The sequence below is a fragment of the Hahella sp. CCB-MM4 genome (genome assembly GCF_002260525.1).
Lineage (GTDB): Bacteria > Pseudomonadota > Gammaproteobacteria > Pseudomonadales > Oleiphilaceae > Hahella.
In genome coordinates this window covers 456882-481134 of the sequence record NZ_MRYI01000003.1, presented here as the reverse complement: position 1 = coordinate 481134, position 24253 = coordinate 456882, and the positions used below count along the sequence as shown (strand labels likewise).

At 48.8% G+C, this 24253-nt stretch carries 20 protein-coding genes; 14 read left to right on the top strand and 6 right to left on the bottom strand.

Annotated elements, in window-relative coordinates:
• Positions 1-368: 368 nt before the first annotated feature.
• Positions 369-1061: a response regulator transcription factor gene (locus BTA51_RS09245; protein ID WP_094707143.1), complete on the bottom strand. Its 693-nt coding sequence runs from the start codon at positions 1059-1061 to the stop codon at positions 369-371.
• A gap of 735 nt (positions 1062-1796) precedes the next feature.
• Between BTA51_RS09245 and BTA51_RS09240 the strand changes: the two genes are divergently transcribed.
• Positions 1797-2252, top strand: coding sequence for an isoprenylcysteine carboxylmethyltransferase family protein (locus BTA51_RS09240; RefSeq protein ID WP_168188111.1), 456 nt, complete (start codon positions 1797-1799; stop codon positions 2250-2252).
• 606 nt (positions 2253-2858) lie between these two features.
• Positions 2859-4196 (top strand): CSLREA domain-containing protein, encoded by a 1338-nt coding sequence (locus BTA51_RS09235; RefSeq protein ID WP_094707141.1) that lies wholly within the window; start codon positions 2859-2861, stop codon positions 4194-4196.
• Between the two features lie 72 nt (positions 4197-4268).
• Here the strand turns inward: BTA51_RS09235 and BTA51_RS09230 are convergent, their stop codons facing one another.
• Complete coding sequence (locus BTA51_RS09230) at positions 4269-5543, bottom strand: YncE family protein (RefSeq protein WP_094707140.1); 1275 nt, start codon at positions 5541-5543, stop codon at positions 4269-4271.
• A gap of 697 nt (positions 5544-6240) precedes the next feature.
• Here BTA51_RS09230 and BTA51_RS09225 point away from each other — a divergent pair.
• A complete protein-coding gene (locus tag BTA51_RS09225) occupies positions 6241-7023 on the top strand; it encodes an outer membrane protein OmpK (RefSeq protein ID WP_210404794.1) in 783 nt (260 codons plus the stop codon).
• Positions 7024-7107: 84 nt separating this feature from the next.
• Entirely contained in the window at positions 7108-8172 is a 1065-nt protein-coding gene (locus tag BTA51_RS09220) for a BMP family ABC transporter substrate-binding protein (RefSeq protein ID WP_094707139.1), read from the top strand.
• 143 nt (positions 8173-8315) lie between these two features.
• On the opposite strand, the gene BTA51_RS09215 is transcribed toward BTA51_RS09220, so the two are convergent.
• Positions 8316-10364 (bottom strand): NADH:flavin oxidoreductase, encoded by a 2049-nt coding sequence (locus BTA51_RS09215; RefSeq protein WP_094707138.1) that lies wholly within the window; start codon positions 10362-10364, stop codon positions 8316-8318.
• Positions 10365-10659: 295 nt separating this feature from the next.
• On the opposite strand from BTA51_RS09215, the gene BTA51_RS09210 reads away from it, so the two are divergent.
• Positions 10660-11292: a TetR/AcrR family transcriptional regulator gene (locus BTA51_RS09210; protein WP_094707137.1), complete on the top strand. Its 633-nt coding sequence runs from the start codon at positions 10660-10662 to the stop codon at positions 11290-11292.
• A complete protein-coding gene (locus BTA51_RS09205) occupies positions 11282-12082 on the top strand; it encodes an IclR family transcriptional regulator C-terminal domain-containing protein (RefSeq protein ID WP_094707136.1) in 801 nt (266 codons plus the stop codon). The genes BTA51_RS09210 and BTA51_RS09205 overlap by 11 nt, the downstream gene beginning before the upstream one ends.
• Before the next feature lie 77 nt (positions 12083-12159).
• On the opposite strand, the gene BTA51_RS09200 is transcribed toward BTA51_RS09205, so the two are convergent.
• Positions 12160-12597, bottom strand: a complete 438-nt coding sequence (locus tag BTA51_RS09200; protein ID WP_094707135.1) for a heme-binding protein — start codon at positions 12595-12597, stop codon at positions 12160-12162.
• Between the two features lie 306 nt (positions 12598-12903).
• On the opposite strand from BTA51_RS09200, the gene gcl reads away from it, so the two are divergent.
• The 6 genes from gcl (at position 12904) to xdhC (ending at position 20361) form a co-directional block, all read left to right on the top strand.
• On the top strand, positions 12904-14679 hold the full coding sequence (gene gcl / locus BTA51_RS09195) for a glyoxylate carboligase (protein WP_094707134.1): 1776 nt from the start codon (positions 12904-12906) through the stop codon (positions 14677-14679).
• A gap of 66 nt (positions 14680-14745) precedes the next feature.
• Positions 14746-15522: a hydroxypyruvate isomerase gene (gene hyi, locus BTA51_RS09190; RefSeq protein ID WP_094707133.1), complete on the top strand. Its 777-nt coding sequence runs from the start codon at positions 14746-14748 to the stop codon at positions 15520-15522.
• 109 nt (positions 15523-15631) lie between these two features.
• Positions 15632-16528 (top strand): 2-hydroxy-3-oxopropionate reductase, encoded by an 897-nt coding sequence (locus BTA51_RS09185; RefSeq protein ID WP_094707132.1) that lies wholly within the window; start codon positions 15632-15634, stop codon positions 16526-16528.
• Positions 16529-16581: 53 nt separating this feature from the next.
• Positions 16582-17895, top strand: a complete 1314-nt coding sequence (locus BTA51_RS09180) for a glycerate kinase (protein ID WP_246840982.1) — start codon at positions 16582-16584, stop codon at positions 17893-17895.
• Positions 17896-18064: 169 nt separating this feature from the next.
• On the top strand, positions 18065-19354 hold the full coding sequence (locus tag BTA51_RS09175; protein WP_094707275.1) for an NCS2 family permease: 1290 nt from the start codon (positions 18065-18067) through the stop codon (positions 19352-19354).
• A gap of 122 nt (positions 19355-19476) precedes the next feature.
• Positions 19477-20361 (top strand): xanthine dehydrogenase accessory protein XdhC, encoded by an 885-nt coding sequence (gene xdhC, locus BTA51_RS09170; RefSeq protein WP_094707130.1) that lies wholly within the window; start codon positions 19477-19479, stop codon positions 20359-20361.
• A 150-nt stretch (positions 20362-20511) separates the two neighbouring features.
• Here xdhC and BTA51_RS09165 read toward each other — a convergent pair whose 3' ends face one another.
• Together BTA51_RS09165 and BTA51_RS09160 are read right to left on the bottom strand one after the other, a co-directional pair.
• Positions 20512-21165, bottom strand: coding sequence for a TetR/AcrR family transcriptional regulator (locus BTA51_RS09165; protein ID WP_094707129.1), 654 nt, complete (start codon positions 21163-21165; stop codon positions 20512-20514).
• Positions 21166-21350: 185 nt separating this feature from the next.
• The gene (locus BTA51_RS09160) at positions 21351-21731 is read right to left on the bottom strand and encodes a hypothetical protein (protein WP_094707128.1); all 381 of its coding nucleotides are present in this window, start codon (positions 21729-21731) and stop codon (positions 21351-21353) included.
• Positions 21732-21801: 70 nt separating this feature from the next.
• On the opposite strand from BTA51_RS09160, the gene BTA51_RS09155 reads away from it, so the two are divergent.
• Entirely contained in the window at positions 21802-22239 is a 438-nt protein-coding gene (locus BTA51_RS09155) for a hypothetical protein (RefSeq protein WP_141215566.1), read from the top strand.
• Between the two features lie 393 nt (positions 22240-22632).
• Entirely contained in the window at positions 22633-23961 is a 1329-nt protein-coding gene (locus BTA51_RS09150) for a diguanylate cyclase (RefSeq protein WP_168188110.1), read from the top strand.
• Positions 23962-24253 lie beyond the last annotated feature (292 nt).

Sequence of the window (24253 nt, the reverse complement as noted above, 5' to 3'; positions counted from 1 at the left end):
AAGAGTTCATTAAACAATCGCTTCGCTCCTTGTTGAGCTTAAAAATCTAGCAAATAAGTTTTCATATAGGCTGACAAAGGCTGACATTTTTGGAATTTATTTACACTTATATTTAATTGTTATCAGATATTGTTGTTTTATATAAGGTAAGAATATATAAAGTAAAAATGCTATTCACAAAATAGCTGATATAACTTCCCATATACATTATTTGTAAGCGGCCAAACACGGTCTCTTTAATCTCGAGTTCAATTAATCCGCGTTCTGCGATGGAGGCCGGGAGCAACAGCTTGGCCTTAATCCAGGTACCCACGGGAATACCAATTTTTTAGTCTGGCCGGTTACCATTATTCAACTTGGTGTACTTGTTAAGTGGCGAGATTAAGTAGAAGCTGATAGCCAAGGCCCCTTGCCGCCTTAATGCTCTCTGTTCCCGCCATGGCGACGTTTAGTTTCTTTCGTAAACGACTGACTGAGGCTTCCAGACGTCGCTCATCGTAGTGGCGGAAGTCCTGGTTAAGTGATTCTATTAAGGTTTTTCTTGATGCCGGCAATGGCGCAATCTTGGCAAGTGCATCTAGGATAATGCCCTCTGTTGCTGTGAGTTTTATTTCCGTTCCCGTTTCAGCGCGTAAGGTGCGTTTGGATGGGCAAAGAAACCAGGTGGAGTTATCATTCGTGTCGGATGTGTCTGGCTCTGTGTGTATTCTCCGTAACAGACTCTCTATTACCGCGATTAACTCACTGGTGCTGCTATCGAGTGTCAGGCATGCATCAGCACCGGCATAAAGCCCTTGTATACGCTCGTCTGGATTGTTGCTATTGGTATAGAGCAGAATACCAATTCCCTTGGTTTGATGGAGTTGCCTGATTAGTTCCACTCCCGTTGTGTTATGAATGGCAAGATAGATAATCAGAATGTCAATTTTGGGTCTGCTGATGTAATAGTTATAGTAATCATCAATGGTTGGTAGATGAACAACGTTATACCTCCCTTGATTCTTAAGAACATCCATCTGTTCACATAACGCATTGTTATCATCAATTATTGCAACATACATATCGCACACCACCCTCCCTGCTGTGTTTGTTAACTACATATCGTGATTACTTCCATCCTTTTGTTATTTTGTACGGGTTCTACCCCGTTACTGCAGACACTTCTAAAAAAGAGGCACAATGTGCCAAAGGAGTGTTTATGAGCAAACCTAAAAAATATAGACCAGAGTTCAAGTGAGAGGCAATTTCTTAGGTTTTAGCTTTCGCCAGATTGCCTGGAAGATTGGCTTTAACCCCAATCGCTTGTCGAGTTGCACGACTCATGTCAAAGCATAGTATCCAGAGGCGGAGCTGCAAAAAGGCACACGAATTTATCGGCCACCGGGGATCAAAAATTATCTGGAGCGGAACGTCACTGCACTGGAGCTAAATATAAAGTGGGTCACGGATATCACAAAAGTGTCGACTCAGGAAGGCAAACTCTTTCTATGTGTAGTGATTGACCTGTTTCGCAAGCTGGTGATTGGATGGTCCTTGCATTATCGACAGGATCGCAAGTTAACAGTCGTTTAAAACCGTCAATGGAAACGGGGTAGAAGCCCTGGAAGTCTATGGATCAATGGCGCTGAATCGACGAAACACTGGGGCATCCTAACAGAAGGTGATAGAGCTCAAATACCTTAGTATTATAGATAAGGTAAAAAGGAGGCAGCATTGAAATATGGAACATACAAAAATACTGCTGAGGGCCCTCCCAGACTACTATTCGATTTATCCAGAGCGGAGTATTAGGGGTCGTGGCATTGTTTGCAAAGGCTCTACTGGCCTTCATCGTGTTGCCTGGCATTGTGGCGTTTGCCATCCCCATTTCCTGTCTGTTAGCCACTGATCGCAGTGAGGTCGTTCAGCCATTTGGGCTTATCCCATTGATTGTAGGTTGTGTTGGTCTTGCATGGTGTGTTCGAGATTTTTATATTCAAGGTAAGGGTACGCTTGCGCCATGGTCACCACCAGCGAATCTTGTGGTCGTCGGTCTCTACAGATTTACGCGCAACCCCATGTATGTCGCCGTCACGTTCATTCTATTGGGATGGTCAGTCTCGTATGGGGTGGCTGGGCTATACGTGTACACAATTCTTGTAATCACCGTGTTTCATTTGCGCGTAGTGCTTTTTGAAGAACCCTGGCTTGCCCGTAAATATGAGGGGCTATGGATTGAGTATGCGCAGAGGGTTCCGCGTTGGTTCTGGTAAGAGTCTCTTGTCTTATGCCCCTGTACACCATCGAATGTCAGCCTCCCGGAAGGCATCTGGTTTGTCCCGTTGTTATCTTTGAAAAGCAAGAAAATTCAATAAATTAGAAACACAGTATTTCAAGTGGTCGGTCTGGATATAGGGTGTAGCTGTGACACATGGTTCTCCTGATGGCCGGAGAACGGATTTCAGGCCCTTTTTTCAATGGTATCCTGGAGCTCTAAGAGGTATCTTCAGATACCTTAGCCTGGCAAAAGAGCATGCGCGATATACCTATCTAAGACTCCCAAATAACAGTCTCAGGAGGAATCTAAAGTGATGTACTTTAAAAACCTCGATCAGATAGTTGAATCACTCGAAGCAGATGAAACGACAAAAAACGATCCGATCAAAAGAGCCTTTGTGTTTGATGGGAAGCATTTAACGGCAAATGTCGGACTTTCTAAGCATAAATTCTGCTGGCCCGACCAAATTAAACTCCTTTTGATATAAATACGTATGAGGAATGGTCGGGTACTTAATAATGTTACTCGGATATCTATTGTGTAGCTCCAGCTATTTGATGGAGCACTTAAGGATTGATTCTTTAAAGAAAAGGAAGTCGATATGAAACATCTCAAAATGCCTGTCTTCATTTTACTATCACTCTTTGCTGACACAGGATATGCCCAAACTATTGAGGTAACAAAGTTTACGGATACATTCGACGGTACCTGTGATGAGGACTGCTCGTTGCGAGAAGCCATTACCCTGGCGAATCAGTCCCCTGGGTTGGACAGGATTTACCTGGATGCTGGAAGCTATACGCTGGAAATTCCCCCCGAGCCCGATGACTGGGAGTTTATTGACGAAAACAACAATGTCAGGGATGACTTTGACATCACTGATGATATCGAAATCATTGGGGTTTCCATGGAGGACACCATCGTGAAAAATACCACTCGTGGTTGGGTATTTCACGTGGTCAATGGTAATGTCTGGTTTGAAAGGTTAAGCATTGTCGATGGTGACACCCCATACAAGGGTGGGGGGCTTTTAAATAGTGGGGATACGGTCCTGTATCGTTGCAAGCTATATTCGAACGCAGCTAATGAGCGCGTTTTTACTAATAACCCTGTGGGAGGAGGCGCTGCCAATAATGGAACGCTTAGGGTCTATTCCTCCCAATTTCTGGAGAATTCTTCAAGTGGTGGTGACAGTGGTGGGTTTGGTGGAGGAATTTATAATGATGGCAACCTGATGGTCCGGGATTCGCTATTTAAAAGTAACGAGACAAGTGGATATTATGGTGTGGGAGCTGCCATTTACAATAGAGGTTCCGCGGATATCCGGCGCAGTATGTTTTATCAGAACCATACTTGGTCCCATAGTGATGATGCAGATGGCACGGCAATTAAAAGCTCTTATGGCGGCCAGCTAAAGATCGTAAGCAGTACCTTCGCAGAGAATTATGGGGATTCGCCATGGATGGATGATTTTCCGGTAGATATTGCGACTATCAGCTCCCGAGGTAAGTTATGGATAACCCACTCCACAATAGTCAACAACGAGGGGGCTGGCGTTGCTCTGTTTGGTGATAGCTATATAAAGAATACGCTGATGGCACACAACGGTCTGGAGTATGATTACAACGCCCATAATTGTTTCAGCCAAAATGGAGATAAGTTGACTAGTCTGGGGCTTTTATTGGGCGCTGGCTGGAATGCCGGATGCATGGCGGATATTGAAATAAATGACGCAACGACGTTTACAGAGTTGTTGGAGCCGGTAACGGGCCATGAGCGTTTTGGTGTCTACTATCGACCTAGGTCTGAAAGCCTTGCAATCGATGCAGCTGAATCGCCCTGTCCTCGATATGATCAGCTTGGGCAGGAAACCGGTTTTGACGGCGACAATGATGGCGTTGACCGGTGTGATTTAGGAGCTGTGGAGTGGCGCCCATAGTCAGGGGCTATTAATTGATAAGCTTCAAGGGGTGTAGTCAAGGAGGCGGTAGAACCGCCTCCAGTGACCGAATCAGTATGCTGTCCAGTTCACCGGTACATAACCTTCCCGAATCCGTTGTGGATGATCCCCAACATCGATGCGGACCACTTCTTCTCCTGATTCGTAATTAATGACCGACATTTGATCCGTCCCACTCCAGGAAATGTAGCAGTTCTCTCCGGTTTTATCACTGGTCACCCAATACGGTTTTTCGCCAAGATCAGTGAGAATCTGATAGTTAAAGGTTTCCCGGTCTACCAGTGCCACATAGTCGTCCATGGTGCCTGCGACACACAAAGTATCACCATCACCGTTCATAGCAATACCATGATGTGCGGAGTCATTAACGTACTGGGTAATCGGCATGTCAGGTACGAGGTTTGGAAGTTGTGCCAAACGAGTGATCTTATCTTCCTGCATATCATATTCGACAAATCCGTGGAGGAAGGAGAGCTGGAAGTAGAACATGCGTTCATCCGGTGTGTGAGCCATCGGACGGACTGCGGGGCTAAGATGATCCAGGCCGGCTTCGCTGAGTTTGTCGGCCATATCAAACTGTTTCAGGATCTCAAGGGAGTGCGTATCGACCACTTGAAACCTGCGTTTTCCCTTGGTGAAATCCAGAAAATCCACGTCAAGCGGTGTATACACCTTGCCAATACTGGCATGGTAGATTTTGCTGCCGTCTTTGGAGTAAACATTCTCGTGAGGGGAGTCGCCACTGGGGAATTGCCCTAGTTCCTCACCGGTATTCACATCCAGAATATGAACAACATTTCCCGTTGAGGCTGATACGGCAACCTGAGTTCCGTCCGGAGATATCGCCATATGGTCTGAACGGATTCCCTTAACACGGAAACGCCATTCGACCTCATTGCTGGCGATATCTATGCCAACGACGTCGCCGTAGCTCGGGCGTGAAATGATCAGTAAGCGTCCGTCTTGTGTGCTGTACATATCGTCGACCAGTTGATCGTGTCCCTCACCGATAAAGAGACGGATCGCCTGGAAAGCCAGCAGCCTGAAGGGGTTAAAAATGATTTCCGCCATGCGGGTGTGTTTGTCCGGGATACCGTTAATTCGACCTATTTTGACGTAGTTTTCCGAATCTATAACGTCGATAGACCCCTCCCAGTTATTTCCCACAAAAATGACGGGGCGCGTACTGTCTGAGGAAAATGCCTGATCGGATTCAGTTGCATAGGTGGTGAACGACAGAGTGCTTAAAGATAAGCCTGCGGATATTGCTGCTGCCAAACGAATAGTACTCCCGGAGGGAATAAGGTTTTGAAAATGTGAGAGCATTTTATGTCTCCTTACCTGGTTATTATTTTACTGCTCACCGAAATCGTAACGCCCTTTCTTAGCGGAAGAATGTCGGAATACTGACAGACTTCTTCGGATTTGATTATTTCTCAATCATGAAAACATCCCTTAACCATAAGAAAATCCCTGTCGTTTATTTCCTTAATAGCCATTGAATCCAGTACCTGATTTCAACCAACGGATCGCTGACGATTGCAATTTGTCACAAATTTTCCATTTCAATCAGGGGGGGCGTAGAGAGCTGATTTAGAAAGATAAAGAGACAGGTAGCGGCGATACGGATCTTTATAAAGTTGACATATGTGTCAAATTAAACTTGACACAAGTGACAGATAAATGATTATTTGTTCTGACTCTCACCATTGCCTATCCGGCGAAAATGCGGGAGGCAATGGACTGACTCAAAACAAAAACAACATGAGATGGTCGAAGTAAATATGTCGTCGTATACATCAGGGCAGAGCGATATTAATGCCCGGAAACACTTATCCGCTTCTCAAGCCTGGCACGCTTTTCCTGGTGCTTTTTCTGGCATATATCCATTCCTGTCATTTGCTTCGCTAGGCGTCGTTGCCTTCCATCCTGATATTCCCTGTTCCCCCCAACAACCCCTGACTAGTCCCGCTGACCGGTCATTGCAGTTGTCCTCAACAAAAATAAATCAGGAGAACTAAACGTGAGAACCACCCAAGCAATTTTTAACTCTGCAGCAGTCTTTTTGCTTTCAGCCTCTGCACTCTCTGTAAGTGCTGCCAACTGGAGCGTTACCGAGGCGCAAATGCAGCATGGAGATCTGAAGCAGGCGTTCGTCAATGAAGATAGGAGCACGACCATACTGACCCTCCAGCATGCCAGTGGATGGGCATACGGTGACAACTTTTTCTTCTTTGACCACCTGAATTACAGCAATGAAGCTGGCGGTGATGGCGATGAGCTATATGGTGAATGGTATTCCAACTTCAGCCTGGGAAAAATTTCCGGTAAGGACCTTTCGTTTGCGTTTGTCCGGGACCTTGGCGTCATTGCCGGTTTCAACTTCGCACCGGAAGTAGACACGATTTATTACCTGCCGGGCATCAGGCTGGCGTTGGATCTGCCAGGATTTGCGTTCGCCAACCTGGATATGACGGCCTATATCCAGGATTCGGACATGCTGCCCAAGGAAGATGATTCATTCATGGTGGATTTTAACTGGGCCTACCCCTTCAGTATCGGCAGTGCCGCCTTTAGTGTGGAAGGGCATGTGGAATATATCGACGGTGCTGAAAATGATGCCGGAGGGGAAAGAGAATCCTGGATTCTGGCCCAACCACAAGTCCGCTACGACATCGGTAAGTCGCTATTCAGCCAACCTGATTCCTTGTTTATTGGCATTGAGTATCAGTATTGGCAAAACAAACTGGGCGACAAGAATACCGATGAAAATACGGTGCAGGCGCTGGGAGTCTGGCGTTTCTGATTAATCCAATAAGAGGCTGGATTTCGGTTCTGATCGGAGCCGGGAGCCGGTCTCTTCATCTCAAAAAAGCGAGAGGTCTGTCGTATGGATTATTTCAAGAGTCTTTTAATTGTCCTGATCGGTTTGAGTGGTGCTGTCCATGCAGAGGCAGTCAAAGTCGCGTTTGTTTATCCGTCGCCAGTCGGTGAGGCGGGATGGTCCTTTGCCCATGATCAGGGAAGAAAGTATCTGGAAACAAATTACCCGAATTCTATCAGTACGGTATTTAGCGATAAGGTGCCGACCGGCAGTGAATCACGAGGGACAATCCAGGGCTATGCGAAACAAGGCTATGACCTCGTTATCACCGCTTCCAAGGATTTCGGTGTGCAGACTTCCCAGGCAGCCAAGGAGTTTCCCGGGACCCGCTTTATTAATATCGGTGGCTATCGGAGTTCCGATAATTTAAGTCAGGTGCAGATTCGAGGCTATCAGGGCCGTTACCTGACGGGGTTGATTGCTGGAGGCATGACCAAAAGCAATGTGATCGGATTTGTGGCGGCTTTTCCTGTACCGGAAGTGACCAGGGGAATTAACGCATTTACCCTGGGCGTCCGGGAAGCCAATCCAAAAGCGGTTGTGAAAGTGAAATGGAGCCACAGTTGGTTTGATCCTGAAACAGAGAAAAAACTGGCGAATGAATTGATCGCGGAAGGTGCTGATATTCTGAGCAGTCAGGTCGATTCCGTCACGACTCTGGAAGTGGCCGAAGAGAAAGGGGTATACACCTTTGGCTTCTATTCGGATATGTCACGTTATGCTCCCCGTTATCATCTGACCTCTGTGGTGTATGAATGGGGCAAGGTCTATGAAGATTTTCTCAACGATGCATTGAACAGCAAGCTTTCACAGAGAGCGACATGGCAGGGTGTGGCAGAAGGGGCAGTGACTCTGAGTCATCTGAATGCAGACATTCCCATTGATATTGTGAATATGGTTGAAGCCAGACGCCAGCAGATTGCTTCCGGGGAATATCATGTCTTTCAGGGACCCGTTAAAAACCAGCGTGGATGGGTGGTGATCAAAGAAGGAAACATTCCCAGCGATCAGGAATTACAGGGAATGACCTGGTATGCCGAAGGCATCGATGGGCGTATGCCTTCACTCTAACGACTGATGTCAGTACTTTGTCGTTTAAAGGTTTAAAGGTTTAAAGGTTTAAAGGTTTAAGGGATAGAGGGATAGAGGGATAGAGGCAACTTTTTCTCTGTTTGCCCTTATCCCACTAAGTACCTTCTGCCTTGACCTGAACGCTAAAGATCCTTTACCAGGCGCAGGGCGTCGTAAATGGCGGCATGGGTGTTTCTTGCCGATACAGCATCGCCAACTCTGAATAACTGGAACTTTCCTTCAGGATTGCTGGAAACGATCTGTGGTTGTCCGGCAATGAGTTGTTCGTAATTGACTTCACCGCTATTGGTAGAGTGCTTTTTGAGTTCAAAGTAGAGATCATCCAGAGGGAGTGTGCCGTGATTGATGACGACTTGGTCCACCAATCGGCTTTGCTGAAAGTCCCGTTTTCCGTCATTGTAGTCACTGTCGACGATGGCCTGCAGGTGATTGCCCTGGCGTTTTACTGATTGCAGGCGATAGGTCACGGTGAAGGTGACATCCTGCTTCTGTAGCGTACGCATGTATGGGACCAGATTCATCGCCATGACCTCTGGTGCGAAGCTGCGGTCTGGTGTCATGATCTCCAGTCTGGCACCGGTATTGGCAATCACTTCAGCTGCCTGAAGCGCCGAGTGATCGCCGGCATCGTCGAACAGCAGGACATTCTGGCCGGGCTTTACATCGCCTGAAATAATATCCCAGGCGGAAACTACCAATTCATTGCCGGATTCCAGAATGTCGGTGTCCGGATAGCCTCCTGTGGCGACAATCACCACGTCCGGATTTTCCGCCATCACGGTATCGGCTTCGGCCCATGTATTAAATTGGAAGCGAACTCCCATGGCTTCACATTGGGACATTCTCCAGTCTATTAGACTGATCATTTCATGACGTCGTGGACTCTGGGCGGTTAAACGCACCTGACCGCCTGGCTTGTCTGCTGCTTCGAAGATAGTTACTTCGTGGCCCCTTTCCGCAGCAACTCTAGCCGCCTCCATCCCTGCCGGTCCTGCACCTACAATAACAACTCTGCGAGTGACTTCAGCTTTAGGAATATCGTGGGGCATGGTCAGTTCACGGCCAGTCGCAGCATTATGAATACAGTAAGCTGCGCCTCCCTGATAGATACGGTCGAGGCAATAGTTTGCGCCAACACAGGGGCGTATGCTGTCCTCCTGTCCAGACATGATTTTGCGAATGATATGGGGATCTGTCATATGCGCACGGGTCATTCCGATCATGTCCACCTTGCCACTGGCAATGGCATATCGGGCCGTCGCCACATCCGGAATTTTGGCTGCATGAAATGTGGGGAAATCAGTTTCTGCCCGTATTTCTCCGGCAAAGTCCAGGTGAGGGGAGTTGCGCATTCCCTGGATGGGGATCACATCGGTGAGCCCGGCATCGGTATCGATATGCCCTCTGATGACATTGAGAAAGTCGATCATACCGCTATTTTTCAAGCGATGAGTAATTTCCAGACCTTCTTTAGGTCCGAATCCGCCTGCGAGCATCTCATCGGCGACGTAGCGTATTCCTACAATAAACTCTGGACCCACGCGCTGGCGGATCGCCCGCAGTGTATCGAAAGTAAATCGAAGACGGTTGTCCAGAGAGCCGCCAAAGTCATCTTGTAACCTGTTGGTTAAAGGCGACCAAAACTGGTCCATGAGATGCCCGTAGGCCTGTAATTCAATGCCGTCTAAACCTGCCGCTTTCATGCGTTCAGCGGCATCGGCGTAGTCTTTGACAATCCGCGCAATGTCCCAGTCCTCCAGTTGTTTGGGAAATGCCCGGTGGGCAGCTTCCCGTTTATGAGAAGGGGATACTGCGGGTAGCCAGTCACCTTTATCCCAACGGGTACGACGACCGAGGTGGGTTAATTGAATCATCACCGCAGCACCGTGCTCGTGACATTCATCTGCCAAGTCCTTCAACCAGGGAACGACTTCATCCTTGTAGGCGAGGATATTGTTGAATACCGGCGGACTGTCTTTGGAAACCGCAGCAGAGCCAGCGGTCATGGTCAGGGCAACTCCGGACTTGGCCCTTTCTACATGATAGGCACGGTAGCGCTCCTTCGGCATGCCGTCTTCCGGGTAGGCCGGTTCATGGGAAGTAATGATGACTCTATTGCGCAAACGCAGGTGCTTGAGTTGATAGGGCTGAAGCAGAGGATCATTGGACATGCTGGTTTACTCCCAAGGATTTGACCGGTGGAATGGGGTGTCTTTAGTGGCACGTTAATTAAAAATGTACACAAGTGTCAATATAATGTTCATAGATGTCGATTTTGGAATATTGTATGTCGATAATCTGTTCATTGCTGTCTCCGTGGTGGACAAGGTTGTACACTTTTGCTTGAGTTGATACTTGTGATAGTGGATAAAGAGCACCGGCAAAGACATTCATTCATAGAGATTCCAGAATTTGCAGATTTCTAAAAATTCCAGGCTTACTGGCAAAGAAGCCGAACAGGAGAAAATGCAGCAAAGCAGCGGCTGGCGAGGGTCGGCAGATATTTGGTTGCAAGCTGCCTATGAAAATCTGATTGAGTCAGGAGTGGATGCGGTGCGTATTCAGCCTCTGGCAAAGCAACTGAAGTTATCGCGTACCAGTTTTTACTGGTTCTTCAAGGACCGGGAAGAACTTTTGTCCGCCTTGCTGGCGCAATGGCGGGAGAAGAATACCGGCAATCTGGTGAAGCAGGCGGAGCGGTATGGGGAAAGCATTATTGAGTCGGTGCTCAATGTGTTTGATTGCTGGCTGGATCAGGATCTGTTTGATACCCATTTTGAGTTCGCTGTGCGAAGTTGGGCTTTGCAATCGAATGATGTTAAGGCACAGATCTCAGAAGCTGATGAGATAAGGTTGGCGGCTCTCAGAAGTATGTTCCTGCGATTTGGATTTGAAGGTGAGGCTGCAGATGTTCGGGCCAGAACTGTTTACCTGACGCAAATCGGATACATATCAATGAAATCCCGGGAAGATCTGGCGATTCGTATGAAACGGATACCCGAGTATGTCCGGATATTTACCGGTAAATCCCCTGAGCAACGCGACTTGCTGCGCTTTTACGCCCGCCACAATTACACCCAGGAACCCTATGAAAAGTAAATCTACCAGTAGATCTCCACAGACCGTTGGTGGTCAGGTCCAATCCCTCGTGCGTGGGTTAAAAGTATTAGAGCAGTTGGCTGCATCGTCTGTTGCCTTGAATCTCACTGAGGTGGCTGAGAAAGTGCGATTGCCCACCTCTACCACACACCGCTTACTCAATACGTTATTGCAGCTGGGGTATGTATTTCAGGATCATGAACGTGGTGAGTGGTCGGTAGGAGTTAAAGCCTTTTCCGTAGGAAATGCCTACTTGAAAAGCCGGGACTACATCTCTGCAGCAAGGCCATTCATGCGCGATCTGGTTTTGGAATCCGGTGAAACCAGCAACCTGGCTATCATGCAGGAAGGTGGGCCGGTATTCGTTGCCCAAATTGAATGTGATGAAATGATGCGCATGGTGGCAAAGCTGGGAAGCCGGGCACCACTGCATGCGAGTGGGGTGGGTAAATCCATGCTGGCGCAAGAGAGTGATAATGAAATAAGACAATTGCTGAATGAATACGATCTTAAAGTGCTTACCCCAAAAACGATTGCAGCTGCGGGGGAGATGCTTGAGGAGCTCGGCCGTATTCGTCAGCGGGGATTTGCGGTGGATGATGAAGAGCAGTCAATGGGATTGCGTTGTATCGCCGCCAATATCTATAACGAATATGGTGAGGTTGTTGCCGCCATATCCATTTCAGGGCCGGTGCAGAGGATCACTGTGGACCGGATTGATGAACTGGGAAAACTGGTCTGCAGCAAGGCTGAATCCATAACACTCGCCATCGGCGGCAAACAGCCCTGAGGGGCTGCTGCCGAATTCTTTAATGTGCAGAAATTCAGATTTGAACCTCTGCACACCCGCACATTGAACTGAATCGACTATTCCGGCAGCCGGGTTTTCAGCTCCGCTGCTTCCACTCCTGCAATTGCACAGCACTCATCGACGTCAGAAACGTCTCCAGTAATACCCACTGCACCGATGATCTCGTCCTGGTGATTCAGTATCAGGATTCCTCCAGGAGCGGGGATCAGTTTGCCATGGGTCAATGAAGCCAACGAGGCAAAAAATGCTGGCCGGTCAGTACTGAGTTGGCCAAGTTCCCTTGAGGAAATGCCTAATCCTATGGCCCCCCAGGCTTTGGCGATTGCGATATCCGGTCTTAGCACACTGGTTTGGTCCTCTCGGCGAAAGGCTTTGAGATGTCCGCCGTCATCGAGCACGGCAACCGTCAACGGTTTGGCGTTTAATTCGCGCCCTTTGCGCAAGGCGGCGTCAATAATTCTGTCAGATTGTTGCAGGGTCAATTTGCTTGTCATTGTTATTTTCCTCTCTGATTTTGGGTTGTGTTAACCGGGTTTCACCCATGTACAGCCAGCGTGGGGAAACGTGATAAGTACAAAAAATAAACAAAAAAATTGCCGTAAAACGGAGATTTTTTGTTCGCCTTTTGTACTGAAATGCTCATGTCTCACCTTTTAAAGATCCAATAAACTATTGAATATAAATAAAAAATGTATCGATTTTCATAATGTGGAAAATCTTTTCATAAAAAGTTGACACAAAAGACAAGAAAATACTAGTATCGCTTTAAAACAAGAATTCACAACAAGGGGAAATTTTTTATGGCAAAGATGAAAGCCGTAGAAGCGCTGGTAGAGGTGCTCAAAAAAGAAGGGGTAACCAATGCCTTTGGTGTTCCGGGGGCTGCTATCAATCCCTTCTATGCCGCGATGAGAAAAATCGGTGGTATTGATCACGTCCTGGCCCGTCATGTAGAGGGCGCGGCCCATATGGCCGAAGGCTATACGCGAACTGCAGATGGAAACATTGGTGTTTGTGTCGGAACTTCCGGCCCTGCCGGAACCGATATGGTGACAGGACTTTACTCAGCCCAGGCTGATTCCATTCCCATTCTCTGTATCACAGGCCAGGCGCCTCGCGCCCGCCTTCACAAGGAAGATTTTCAGGCCGTAGATATCACCAGTATTGTTCAACCGGTAACCAAATGGGCCACTACGGTGTTAGAGCCGGCTCAGGTTCCTGGCGCAGTGCAAAAGGCTTTCTATCTGATGCGTACCGGTCGCCCCGGTCCTGTGTTAATCGATCTCCCGTTCGATGTTCAGATGGCTGAGATTGAATTTGATCCTGACACCTATGAACCGCTTCCTGTCGCTAAGCCTCGCGCTACCCGGGCGCAGGTAGAAAAAGCGCTGACAATGCTGAATGAGGCAGACAAGCCTTTGCTGGTCGCCGGCGGTGGAATCATTAATGCTGCCGCTTCTGATTTACTGGTCAAGTTTGCAGAAATTACCGGTGTACCTGTGATTCCCACTTTAATGGGGTGGGGAACGATTCCCGATGATCATCCTCTGATGGTTGGAATGGTCGGCCTGCAGACCGCACACCGGTATGGCAATGCCACGATGCTGGCCTCAGATTTCGTGTTCGGCATTGGCAATCGCTGGGCTAATCGCCATACCGGCAATCTGGACGTATTCACCAAAGGGCGCAAATTCGTTCATATAGATATTGAGCCTACCCAGATCGGCCGCGTGTTTGGCCCTGATTACGGCATCGTGTCCGACGCAGGGTTGGCTCTGGAAGAACTGATCAGCGTTGCCCAGGAGTGGCGGGAAGCAGGAAAGCTCAAGGATCGTCAGGACTGGTTACAGGAATGCCAGGAACGTAAACGTTCAATGTTGCGCAAGACTCACTTTGATTCGGTGCCGGTTAAACCCCAGCGGGTTTATGAAGAAATGAACCGCGCCTTTGACCGGGACACCTGTTACGTCAGCACTATCGGCTTATCACAGATTGCGGCAGCCCAGTTTCTGCATGTCTACAAGCCCCGTCACTGGATCAATTGCGGTCAGGCGGGCCCTCTGGGGTGGACAATTCCTGCGGCCATCGGCGTGTGTAAGGCAGATCCAGGCCGCAAAGTGGTGGCGTTATCCGGTGACTACGATTTCCAGTTCATGATTGAGGAACTGGCAGTGGGGGCTCAATTCAAACTGCCCTACATCCACGTGGTGGTCAATAACTCGTACCTTGGACTGATTCGCCAGGCCCAGCGGGGTTTTGATATGGACTACTGTGTACAGCTGGCTTTTGAAAACGCCAATGCGCCTGAATTAGGGGCCTACGGCGTGGACCATGTTGCTGTGGCCGAGGGCTTGGGATGTAAGGCGATTCGTGTTCTCAAACCTGAAGAAATGCCGGCGGCATTTGAACGGGCCAAAGAACTGATGGAGAAATTCCAGGTTCCCGTGGTTGTGGAAGTCATTCTTGAACGGGTTACCAATATCTCTATGGGTACTGACATTGATGCCATCAATGAGTTCGAGGACCTGGCGGAGAGTGCGGGTGACGCACCGACTGCCATCAGCCTGCCGGCTTGATCAGCAGCCCGGAAGGGCTGCGTTGCACGAACTGATTGCCAACACATTTATGCTAAGGAGCAAGACATGCCACGTTTAGCTGCCAACCTTTCCATGCTGTTCACTGAGCTGGAATTTCTGGATCGATTTGACGCTGCTGCCAAAGCCGGTTTCCGCGGTGTCGAGTATTTGTTTCCCTATGATTTTCCTGCAGAGGAAATTGCCTCCCGGCTTAAAAACAACAACCTGACCCAAGTGTTGTTCAATCTGCCGGCCGGTGACTGGGCTGCGGGAGAGCGGGGAATTGCTTGCCTTCCTGACCGCACCGGAGAATTCCGTGAGGGTGTTTCCAAGGCTATTGACTATGCTCAGGCACTGGGCTGCAAACAGATTAACTGTCTGGCGGGAATTGCCCCGCAGGGCGCTCTTTCCAGAGCCGAGGAAACCTTCGTTGAAAACCTGCGTTATGCGGCCAACCAGCTGGAACAGGCGGGCATTCAACTGGTCATTGAAGCGATCAATACCCGCGACATTCCTGGCTTCTTCCTGAAAAACACCAGGCAGGCCCTGGAAATTGTCGAAGCCGTGGGAAGCGGAAACATTGCCCTGCAGTATGACATTTATCATATGCAGATCATGGAAGGGGATCTGGCCAGAACCATCGAAGACAATCTCGCTTCTATCAAACACATTCAGCTCGCTGATAATCCCGGGCGCCATGAACCGGGTACCGGTGAGATCAATTACCACTATCTATTCAAATTCCTGGATCGGATCGGTTATCAAGGCTGGGTCGGGTGTGAATACAAACCCGCTACCACCACTGAAGCCGGATTAGGTTGGTTGACTGCCTATGGTCAGTAGGTGAGTGCCTGAACCCTCTGTGTCTATAGCGCTCGTCTATCAGAGACCCAGAGCTCAATGAGAGATCCAGATCAAAACTCCTAATCAAATAAAAAAGCGGAGAACACACATGAGCAAGATAGGATTTATCGGTACCGGCATTATGGGTCTGCCCATGGCCAAACATCTTCAGAACCAGGATCACCAACTGTATTTTTCCGAGCACTTCCAGAGCGTTCCGGCCGAATTGGTGGGACCTAACGGCAATGTTTGTCCTACGCCGAAAAGTGTGGCGGAAACGTCTGAATATATCATTCTCATGGTGCCGGATACCCCACAAGTAGAAGACGTTCTGTTTTCTGAAGAAGGCGTTGCCGCAGGCCTGGCTCCCGGGAAAGTGGTCATCGATATGAGCTCGATTTCACCACTGGCCACCAAAGACTTTGCCAAGCGCATCAACAACCTTGGTTGCGAATACCTGGATGCTCCGGTGTCCGGTGGAGAGGTGGGCGCCAAAGCGGCAAGCCTGACCATCATGGTAGGAGGCAAGCAGGAAGTCTTTGATAAGGCTCTGCCATTGTTCGAGGCCATGGGGAAAAATATTACCTGGGTCGGCGGTAACGGTGATGGCCAGACCTGTAAGGTCGCTAACCAGATCATAGTTGCCTTGAATATCGAGGCGGTTGGCGAAGCTCTGCTGTTTGCCTCCAAAGCCGGCGCCGATCCCGCGAAGGTAAGGGAAGCTCTCATGGGTGGATTCGCTTCTTCCAAAATACTGGAAGTCCACGGTGAGCGGATGGTGAAACGCACCTTTGATCCGGGCTTCCGCATTGGTCTGCATCAGAAGGATCTCAATCTGGCCCTTACCGGCGCACGCCAGTTAGGTATCAGTCTGCCCAACACGGCCACAGCTCAAGAGCTGTTTAACAGCTGTAGCGCACATGGGGGCATCAATTGGGATCACTCCGCCATGGTGAGGGCGCTGGAAATCATGGGGAACCATGAAATTGCTTCTACCGAGGGTTGATCCCTAACCGGAAGCATCATCGCATTTAGGCGAGCGGAGTTGTCGCTCATTGCGTGACTCCGCGATACCTTGAATCACTTGAGGGTATAACCGTGGTGGAACACCCAAAAGAATTTCTGCTGGAATTGTTTAATGCTGCTGTCGAGGCTGCCCATCCGGCACAGGTATTAGCAGAACATCTCCCACAGGACCGCAGTGGCCGGGCGATAGTTATAGGCGCAGGAAAGGCCGCCGCGGCCATGGCGAAGGCGCTAGAGGAACATTGGGAAGGACCGTTGTCCGGCCTGGTGGTGACTCGTTATGAGCATGGTTTGCAGTGTGATCTCATTGAAGTGCTGGAGGCTGCCCATCCGGTGCCCGATGACGCCGGACGCGAAGTCGCTGAGCGTATTATGGGGCTGGTGAGTAGCCTCAGTGCTGAGGATACGGTCTTCTGTCTATTGTCAGGAGGTGGATCGTCACTGTTGTCTTTGCCCGCTGAGGGAATTTCTCTGGCTGATAAGCAGCAGGTCAACCGGGCTTTGTTAAAATCCGGAGCCGCCATCTCAGAAATGAATTGTGTCCGCAAACATCTTTCTGCCATCAAAGGCGGGAGACTTGCGAAGGCCTGTTGGCCGGCGCAATTACATACCTTCGCCATTTCCGATGTCCCGGGGGATGACCCCAGCGTCATCGCGTCCGGCCCGACGGTGGCCGACCCTACAACCTCATCAGATGCTTTGGGCATATTGTGCAAGTATCAGATTGATGCTCCTGCTTCCGTCACTGAGTGGTTGAATAACCCTGCTTCAGAAACCGTAAAACCTCATGATCCGGTGCTGGAGAACAGTCACTTTACGTTGATCGCGACTCCTCAGCAGTCATTGGAAGCCGCTGCTGCCCTGGTACGTAGTAAGGGACTGACTCCGATGGTGCTGAGTGACAGCATCGAAGGGGAATCCCGGGAAGTGGCTAAGGTTCATGCGGCCATTGCCGTTCATGCCCGCAAATACCGGCAGCCTGTCGGTACCCCGTGCGTGATTATTTCGGGTGGGGAAACCAGTGTGACGGTGAAAGGTAATGGACGTGGTGGCCGTAATGCAGAATTTCTGCTGTCGCTTGCGAATACCCTGAAGGGAGAGCAGGGGATATACGCTTTGGCAGCAGATACAGATGGAATTGATGGTTCAGAAACCAATGCCGGTTGCTGGCTGACTCCAGATACCTGGAGTCGTGCGGAGCAACTGGGGCTCAATGCCGAAGCCAGTTTGGAGGACAACGATGGTTTTGGTTTTTTTGAAGCCCTTGGCCAGCTGATCGTGACCGGTCCCACCAGGACCAACGTCAATGATTTCAGGGCCATTCTGATATTGAACGAGGATCAATAGCTCATAGGGAATGTGGGATTGAAGTACCAATAAGATCGATAGACTTATTTCGCCGTCGCCCCGGCAACGGGGCGGACTTAAACAAAAATAAAAGTAGAGGCTGTCTATGAGCAACGTAGCTGAAAACACACTAGATACGGAGATAACGTCCGATGTGAGAGACTCCGGCATCCTGGAAAGAGTCTTTAAACTGACGGAACGTGAAACCAATGTCAAAACGGAAGTTGTTGCCGGGGTGACGACATTTCTGACGATGGCATACATTATTTTCGTTAATCCGAATATTCTATCTGCCGCCGGCATGGATCACGGGGCAGTATTTGTGGCCACCTGTCTGGCGGCAGCTATTGGCTGTCTGATTATGGGGTTATATGCCAACTATCCCATTGCACTGGCGCCTGGGATGGGCCTGAATGCATTTTTCAGTTTCACCGTCGTTGGCGAACTGGGCTATACATGGCAAGTGGCTCTAGGGGCTGTCTTCCTTTCTGGAATGATCTTCCTGGCGCTGAGTATCTTCAGAATTCGCGAATGGGTGATCAACAGTATTCCGCTCTCACTGCGCCGTGCACTGGCAGCCGGTGTCGGTATGTTTCTGGCCATTATCGCTTTAAAGACTTCCGGCATTGTTGTAGATAGCCCTGCCACACTGGTCACCCTGGGGGATCTGACATCTCCCGGCCCAATTCTGGCCGCTGTCAGTTTCCTGATTATTGCCGTTCTGTCCCACCGCAACGTTCCAGGTGCAGTAATGATCGGTATTCTGGTGGTTACCGGCATCAGTCTGATGTTGGGGCTGACCGAATATCACGGTCTGGTGTCCGCGCCGCCGAGCCTGATGCCGACCCTGGCACAACTGGATATCTCAGGTGCTTTTGAGGTTGGTATGATCAGTATCATCTTTGCCTTCCTCTTCGTAGATCTGTTTGATACCGCCGGCACCCTGCTCGGTGTTGCCCATCGCGCCAAGCTGCTTGATGAAGACGGTAACCTGCCACGTATGGGGCGTGCCCTGATGGCAGACAGCAGTGCCAGTATCTTTGGTTCATTGCTGGGATCTTCCACAACCACCAGTTTTGTTGAAAGTGCTGCAGGGATTGCCGCGGGTGGTCGTACCGGACTGACGGCAGTGGTCTGTGCCGGGCTCTTCCTGGTCGCCATGTTCTTCGCTCCGATAGCAGGTATGGTGCCTGGTTTTGCGACTGCCGGAGCATTGTTGTTCGTGGCGGTACTGATGACCCAAGGCCTTGCGGAGATTGACTGGGATGATATCACCGAAGCTGCGCCGGCAGTGGTGGCGGCGATCATGATGCCGCTATCGTTCTCGATTGCCAACGGTATCGCACTTGGCTTCATCACCTATACGATCATCAAGGTGGCAAGTGGCCATATCAAAGATGTGTCTCCGAGTGTTTATGTCCTCTGTGCACTCTTTGTTGCTAAGTTCGCTTTCCTTTGATTTGGTAAAACTCCGTGTTCCCAGGGTGCTGGCAGGTGATGCTGCCACCTGGGAAGACCTGGATACGAGTGTTATGTATTGGAAATTTCTGATCGTCGGGGACGGTGTCTGAGGTAAATGTCATGAGAGCAACTAACTGGATTGATGCAGCCAAAGTAATGCAGCAGAGAGGTGAGCCCTATGTGCTGGTGACCCTTCTTGGCTGTACCGGTTCTACGCCCAGGGATCAGGGAAGCAAAATGGTGGTATCCGCAGAAAAGTCCTACGACACCATCGGAGGGGGACAGCTGGAATTCTCGGTCATCCAGAAATCCAGGGAATTAATGACCGGTACTGAGGCGACCCAGGTCATCCAGCATTTCCCGCTGGCTGCAGCACTGGCTCAGTGTTGTGGTGGATCGGCGACGGTACTGCTGGAGTATATTCCTGGGTGCCGTTTTCGGGTCGCACTCTATGGTGCAGGCCACGTGGCAAAATCGTTAGTGACTATTCTGGGTGGCTTGCCGTGTAAAGTGTCCTGGTTTGATGAGCGATCTGATCAGTTTCCTCAGACCTATCCTGACAATGTGACTCCGATGATCTCCATGGCACCAGTGGCTTCAGTGAAAGATCTGCCGATAGGCAGTGATATGTTGATTTTGACCCATAACCATCAACTGGATTTCGAGCTATGCAAAGCTGCGCTGGATCATGGCGGTTTGCGCCATATTGGATTAATCGGCTCCGAAACCAAAGCGGAACGGTTTGCCATGCGCCTGGATAAAGCCGGATACAGTCAGGAGCAGATTGAGCGAATTGTATGCCCGGTGGGGTCTTTGGATGTGCCCGGCAAACTTCCCATGGAAGTGGCTGTTTCCATTGCGGCACAACTGATAGCCATTGAAAACGCCGGGGCGGAGACGCCGGTTCGGAGAGGATTGAGCTGGAATCATCTGAAAAACCAGCTTGGGACTCAGCCGGGAGCCCGGCAGAAGGGGTTAGCCGTCACTCTATCGAAAGATTTCTGACAGACACTGATACACCAATAAAAACACCTGTCGATATACACATAATAAACTTTCAAGCTGTCGAGGGTCCCCTAGTCCTCAAATCCTCGACAGCTTTTTTTCATGCGTTTTCTAGATCCATGTATTTTGTTTTAGATATTCGCGGGCCGATTATTGAGGTGATATTCCACAGCCCCGCAGAATGATCTGAGTCATGCTGTCAGCAATGTGTTCAAAGTCTTCATCCGACAGATCTTCTTTATCCATGGCTGCCCGGACCTGCACGCCGAAGTCCGCATAGTGCTGGGTAGCTCCCCAGATCAGAAACAGCAAATGAATCGGCTCAATCGCTGCCATTTTCCCCTTATCGATCCAGCTTTGAATGACCTGGGTTTTCAGTTTGACCCATTCCCGAAAGTCGGTCTGGAGATATTCCATAAGATAAGGGGCGCCATGAATGATCTCACTGGCAAAAATTCGCGATGCGGTAGGATTGGTCTTGGAAAACATGACTTTAGCGCGAATATACGCTGACATCGCCGTATAAGGGTCATCGTCTTCGTTGATCAAGTCAAAGCTGTTGTTCCAGAGCTCGACAATATCGCTCAGAACGGCCCCATAGAGGTCCAGCTTGTTCTTGAAGTAGTAATGGATATTCGCACGAGGCAACTCTGCACGCTCAGCAATACGCTTCATGGAAGCGCCTTTGAAACCGAAATCCAGAAACTCTTGTTCCGCCGCCGAAATAATCACCGGCTCGTTTTTCTGACGCACACGCCCGCCCGGTACCAGGCGCTTCATTTTTAGAATATTGGTTTCGCTCATAACGCTCTTATACCTATAGTGTGGCGTAATGGTATCCGAAGCGGGGCGGATGATAAAGAAAAGGCGGTGCCGGGTAGAATTAAGCGAAGGGTAGGGGAGAGTAATCTATATTCGAGGTTGTGGTTTGCTATCGGACGCAAAGAGAACGAACGGCCGGTGCTGAAGGTGCAGTGTAGATTGGCTTGTTATATGTTCTTGCACCTTCGAACACCTCTAGCTTGAACTTGTTCTTCAACAATCTCATTTACAAGATCTCTGCTCGGTTCAAATTTGAATACGTCACAGTGGCTCATATCGACAGGCTCTTGGTACCTGCCACGGCCAACCAAGTGGGCACATCCTCCGCCAATATCTCTGCCGTCACCATATGACTCACATTTAGCCATCGCCCTCCAGTATTCGGCCATCTCAACAGACTTCTTACAGCGGGCAAATGAATTGTCATTGCCGTACACAATTTCACGAGCTTCTTTTCTTATCGCATTGTATTCATCCGTTACAATACAATTCTCCGAAGAGTGTGATACCTGTGAAAACAGCAGTAAAAGGGTAACTAGATATTTCATACCAATACATGTAATAACGCGTAATCGATTCCAAAGAGTTCAACATAATACCAGACAAGAAGACAATGTTTTGAAAAAACCAAGTACTATGAAACGCTTAAAATATTCTTTGCTTTCAATGCTATTACTGGGTTGCTCAGATGAGGAATATGGCTTCAAGCCTTCTGATGATGTTCTTGCGAACAATTATTTTGAGCAATATCTGAAAGATGCTGGGATTCCGTATTCAAAGAATCCTGATGGATTTTTTCTTTCAGACAAAAATAACATCGAAAGAATGCGTCCTTTGGCCTCTAAAGCCAACGAGAAAGTATTGTCAACCAGTAGTGTACGCATTAGTGGTGAGTGTGAAGAATCTATAGTCATGTCGATGATTAAGGATACTGATTTGATCTACGACTGGAGTTCGGACGGTGATGCTGCTGTTATAAGGACGAACAAAGCGGATGCAGATAGGGCTAATCTCCTGGGGATTATAAGCATCGCTAAAAGGGATTGTACCGACTAAAAATATACTAAATGGCATTGATACACTCTTCACTGGCGGCTTATGCAGTTAACCATACTTAATGGAATCGTTGAGGAGTCTCAAGCATGCGAGAAGAGGGATTGCTTCTAATTCATGAGTTGTCTCTGGAAAAATTCCTGAATCCAATATAGAAACCTCCCCCTGAATTTAACGCTTTAAGTGTCTCTCCGGTGTAGGTCTATTCAAACATATAAGCCTTTCAATTGTTCATTTATTAATGTTTAATTCTATGAAATATAAGGAATATTACCTCTATTGTTGAGGGCTGAACGCATAATTTGCCGAATAGGTATAGACTTAATAAGGAGTTATCATCTTTGACGGATGCGCCAATGCGCTTCAATCGTCGAAAGCCCCTCGAGCGGTGGTGGTATGAGCAAAAAGCTAGAAGAAGAAAATAAAAGACTGGCCGGGCAGGTTCAAACGCTTCAGGAAACGCTTGACCATATCGGTGCTTATGTCTTTATGAAAGATACCGAGGGACGATATACCTTTGCCAATAAGCTGGTGTGTGAACTATTCGAACACACACTGGAAGAGATTGTTGGACAGGATGATTCAAAATTCTTTTCTCTGGATATTTCCGATGATTTGAAACAGAACGACAGGGTGGTTTTGGAAGAAGGCCGGACCATCGAGAACGTTGAACGTAACATCATTGCCAGTACCGGAGAGACGCGTTATTACATCTCAGTGAAAAAGCCACTGAAAGACAAGGATGGCAAGATTGTCGGTATGTTCGGGGTCTCCACTGATATTACCGATCGCAAAAGGATGGAAATGGAGGTCCGGAGAAAGAATGAGATGCTGGACAGTATTCTCAGTAATCTCGATGCCTTCGTTTATATGAAGGACAGAGAATATCGGTTTCTGTATGTGAATCAAAAGACGGCCGCACTGTTTGGAAAGGAGCCTTCTGAGATTATTGGTAAGACCGATGAAGAAGCCGTTTCAGCTGCGGGCACATCCGAATTTCGTGAGATGGACGAAAAACTGTTTCTCACTGGAGAGAAACAGGAAGGGGAAGAAACCCTGGAGCTGGCCAATGGTGAAACCAAGTATTATTGGTCAATCAAGATACCTTTAAAGGACGACCAGGGAGAAGTCTCCAGCTTTATTGGCTTTTCCACTGACATCACTGAACTTTCCATACTGCGAAACCGTTTGGAACAGCAGGTTCAGGAAGAGATTATTAAGCGGCTGAAGCATGAGCGACTGGCGATCACCGATCCTCTTACCGGCATCTATAACCGGCTGAAACTGGATGAAACTCTTGAGCATGAATTGCAACGGGCCAAACGCTCAAAACATACGTTTGGTATTATTCTTCTGGATGTCGATTACTTCAAAAGTGTGAATGATACCCACGGCCATCAGACCGGTGACCGCACGTTAATCGAGATCGCGAACCTGATAAAAGATAATGTCCGGGAGATCGATACGGTTGGCCGCTGGGGAGGCGAGGAATTCCTGATTGTCTGCCCTGAAACCAATCAGAGAGGCACCGTGAATTTGGCGGAGAAACTTAGGAATGTGATTGAACAACACGAGTTTCCCGTTGTAGCACATAAGACTGCGAGCTTTGGTATTGCGACTTATAAGAGTGGCGATACGATCAACGAAATGGTATCCAGAGCTGATGTAGCGCTTTATCGGGCAAAGGGAAGTGGGCGTAATCGGGTCGAGGTGTTTGGAAAGTAAATATTGTCGTCCTGAGTTCACTTTGTGAATGAATCCCGGTCTTACTCAAAAGACACCCAGGAAGCTTCTCATGTAGGGGCGGACACGCAGGTTCGCCCCTACATATTTAGGATGTAATAGAAAATCTGGCTAGTCCTTGAACACTAGCCAGAAAGGTATATCAACCTTCTCCTGTTTTCCCGATTCATTTGGGTGTCCATTTAAGACAGACTATCCCGTATCTTGGCGGCGATGTTTTCCTGTCTCTTTCCATCGTTTCATTTCTCTAAAGTCTATCGAACGACCGAGCTAT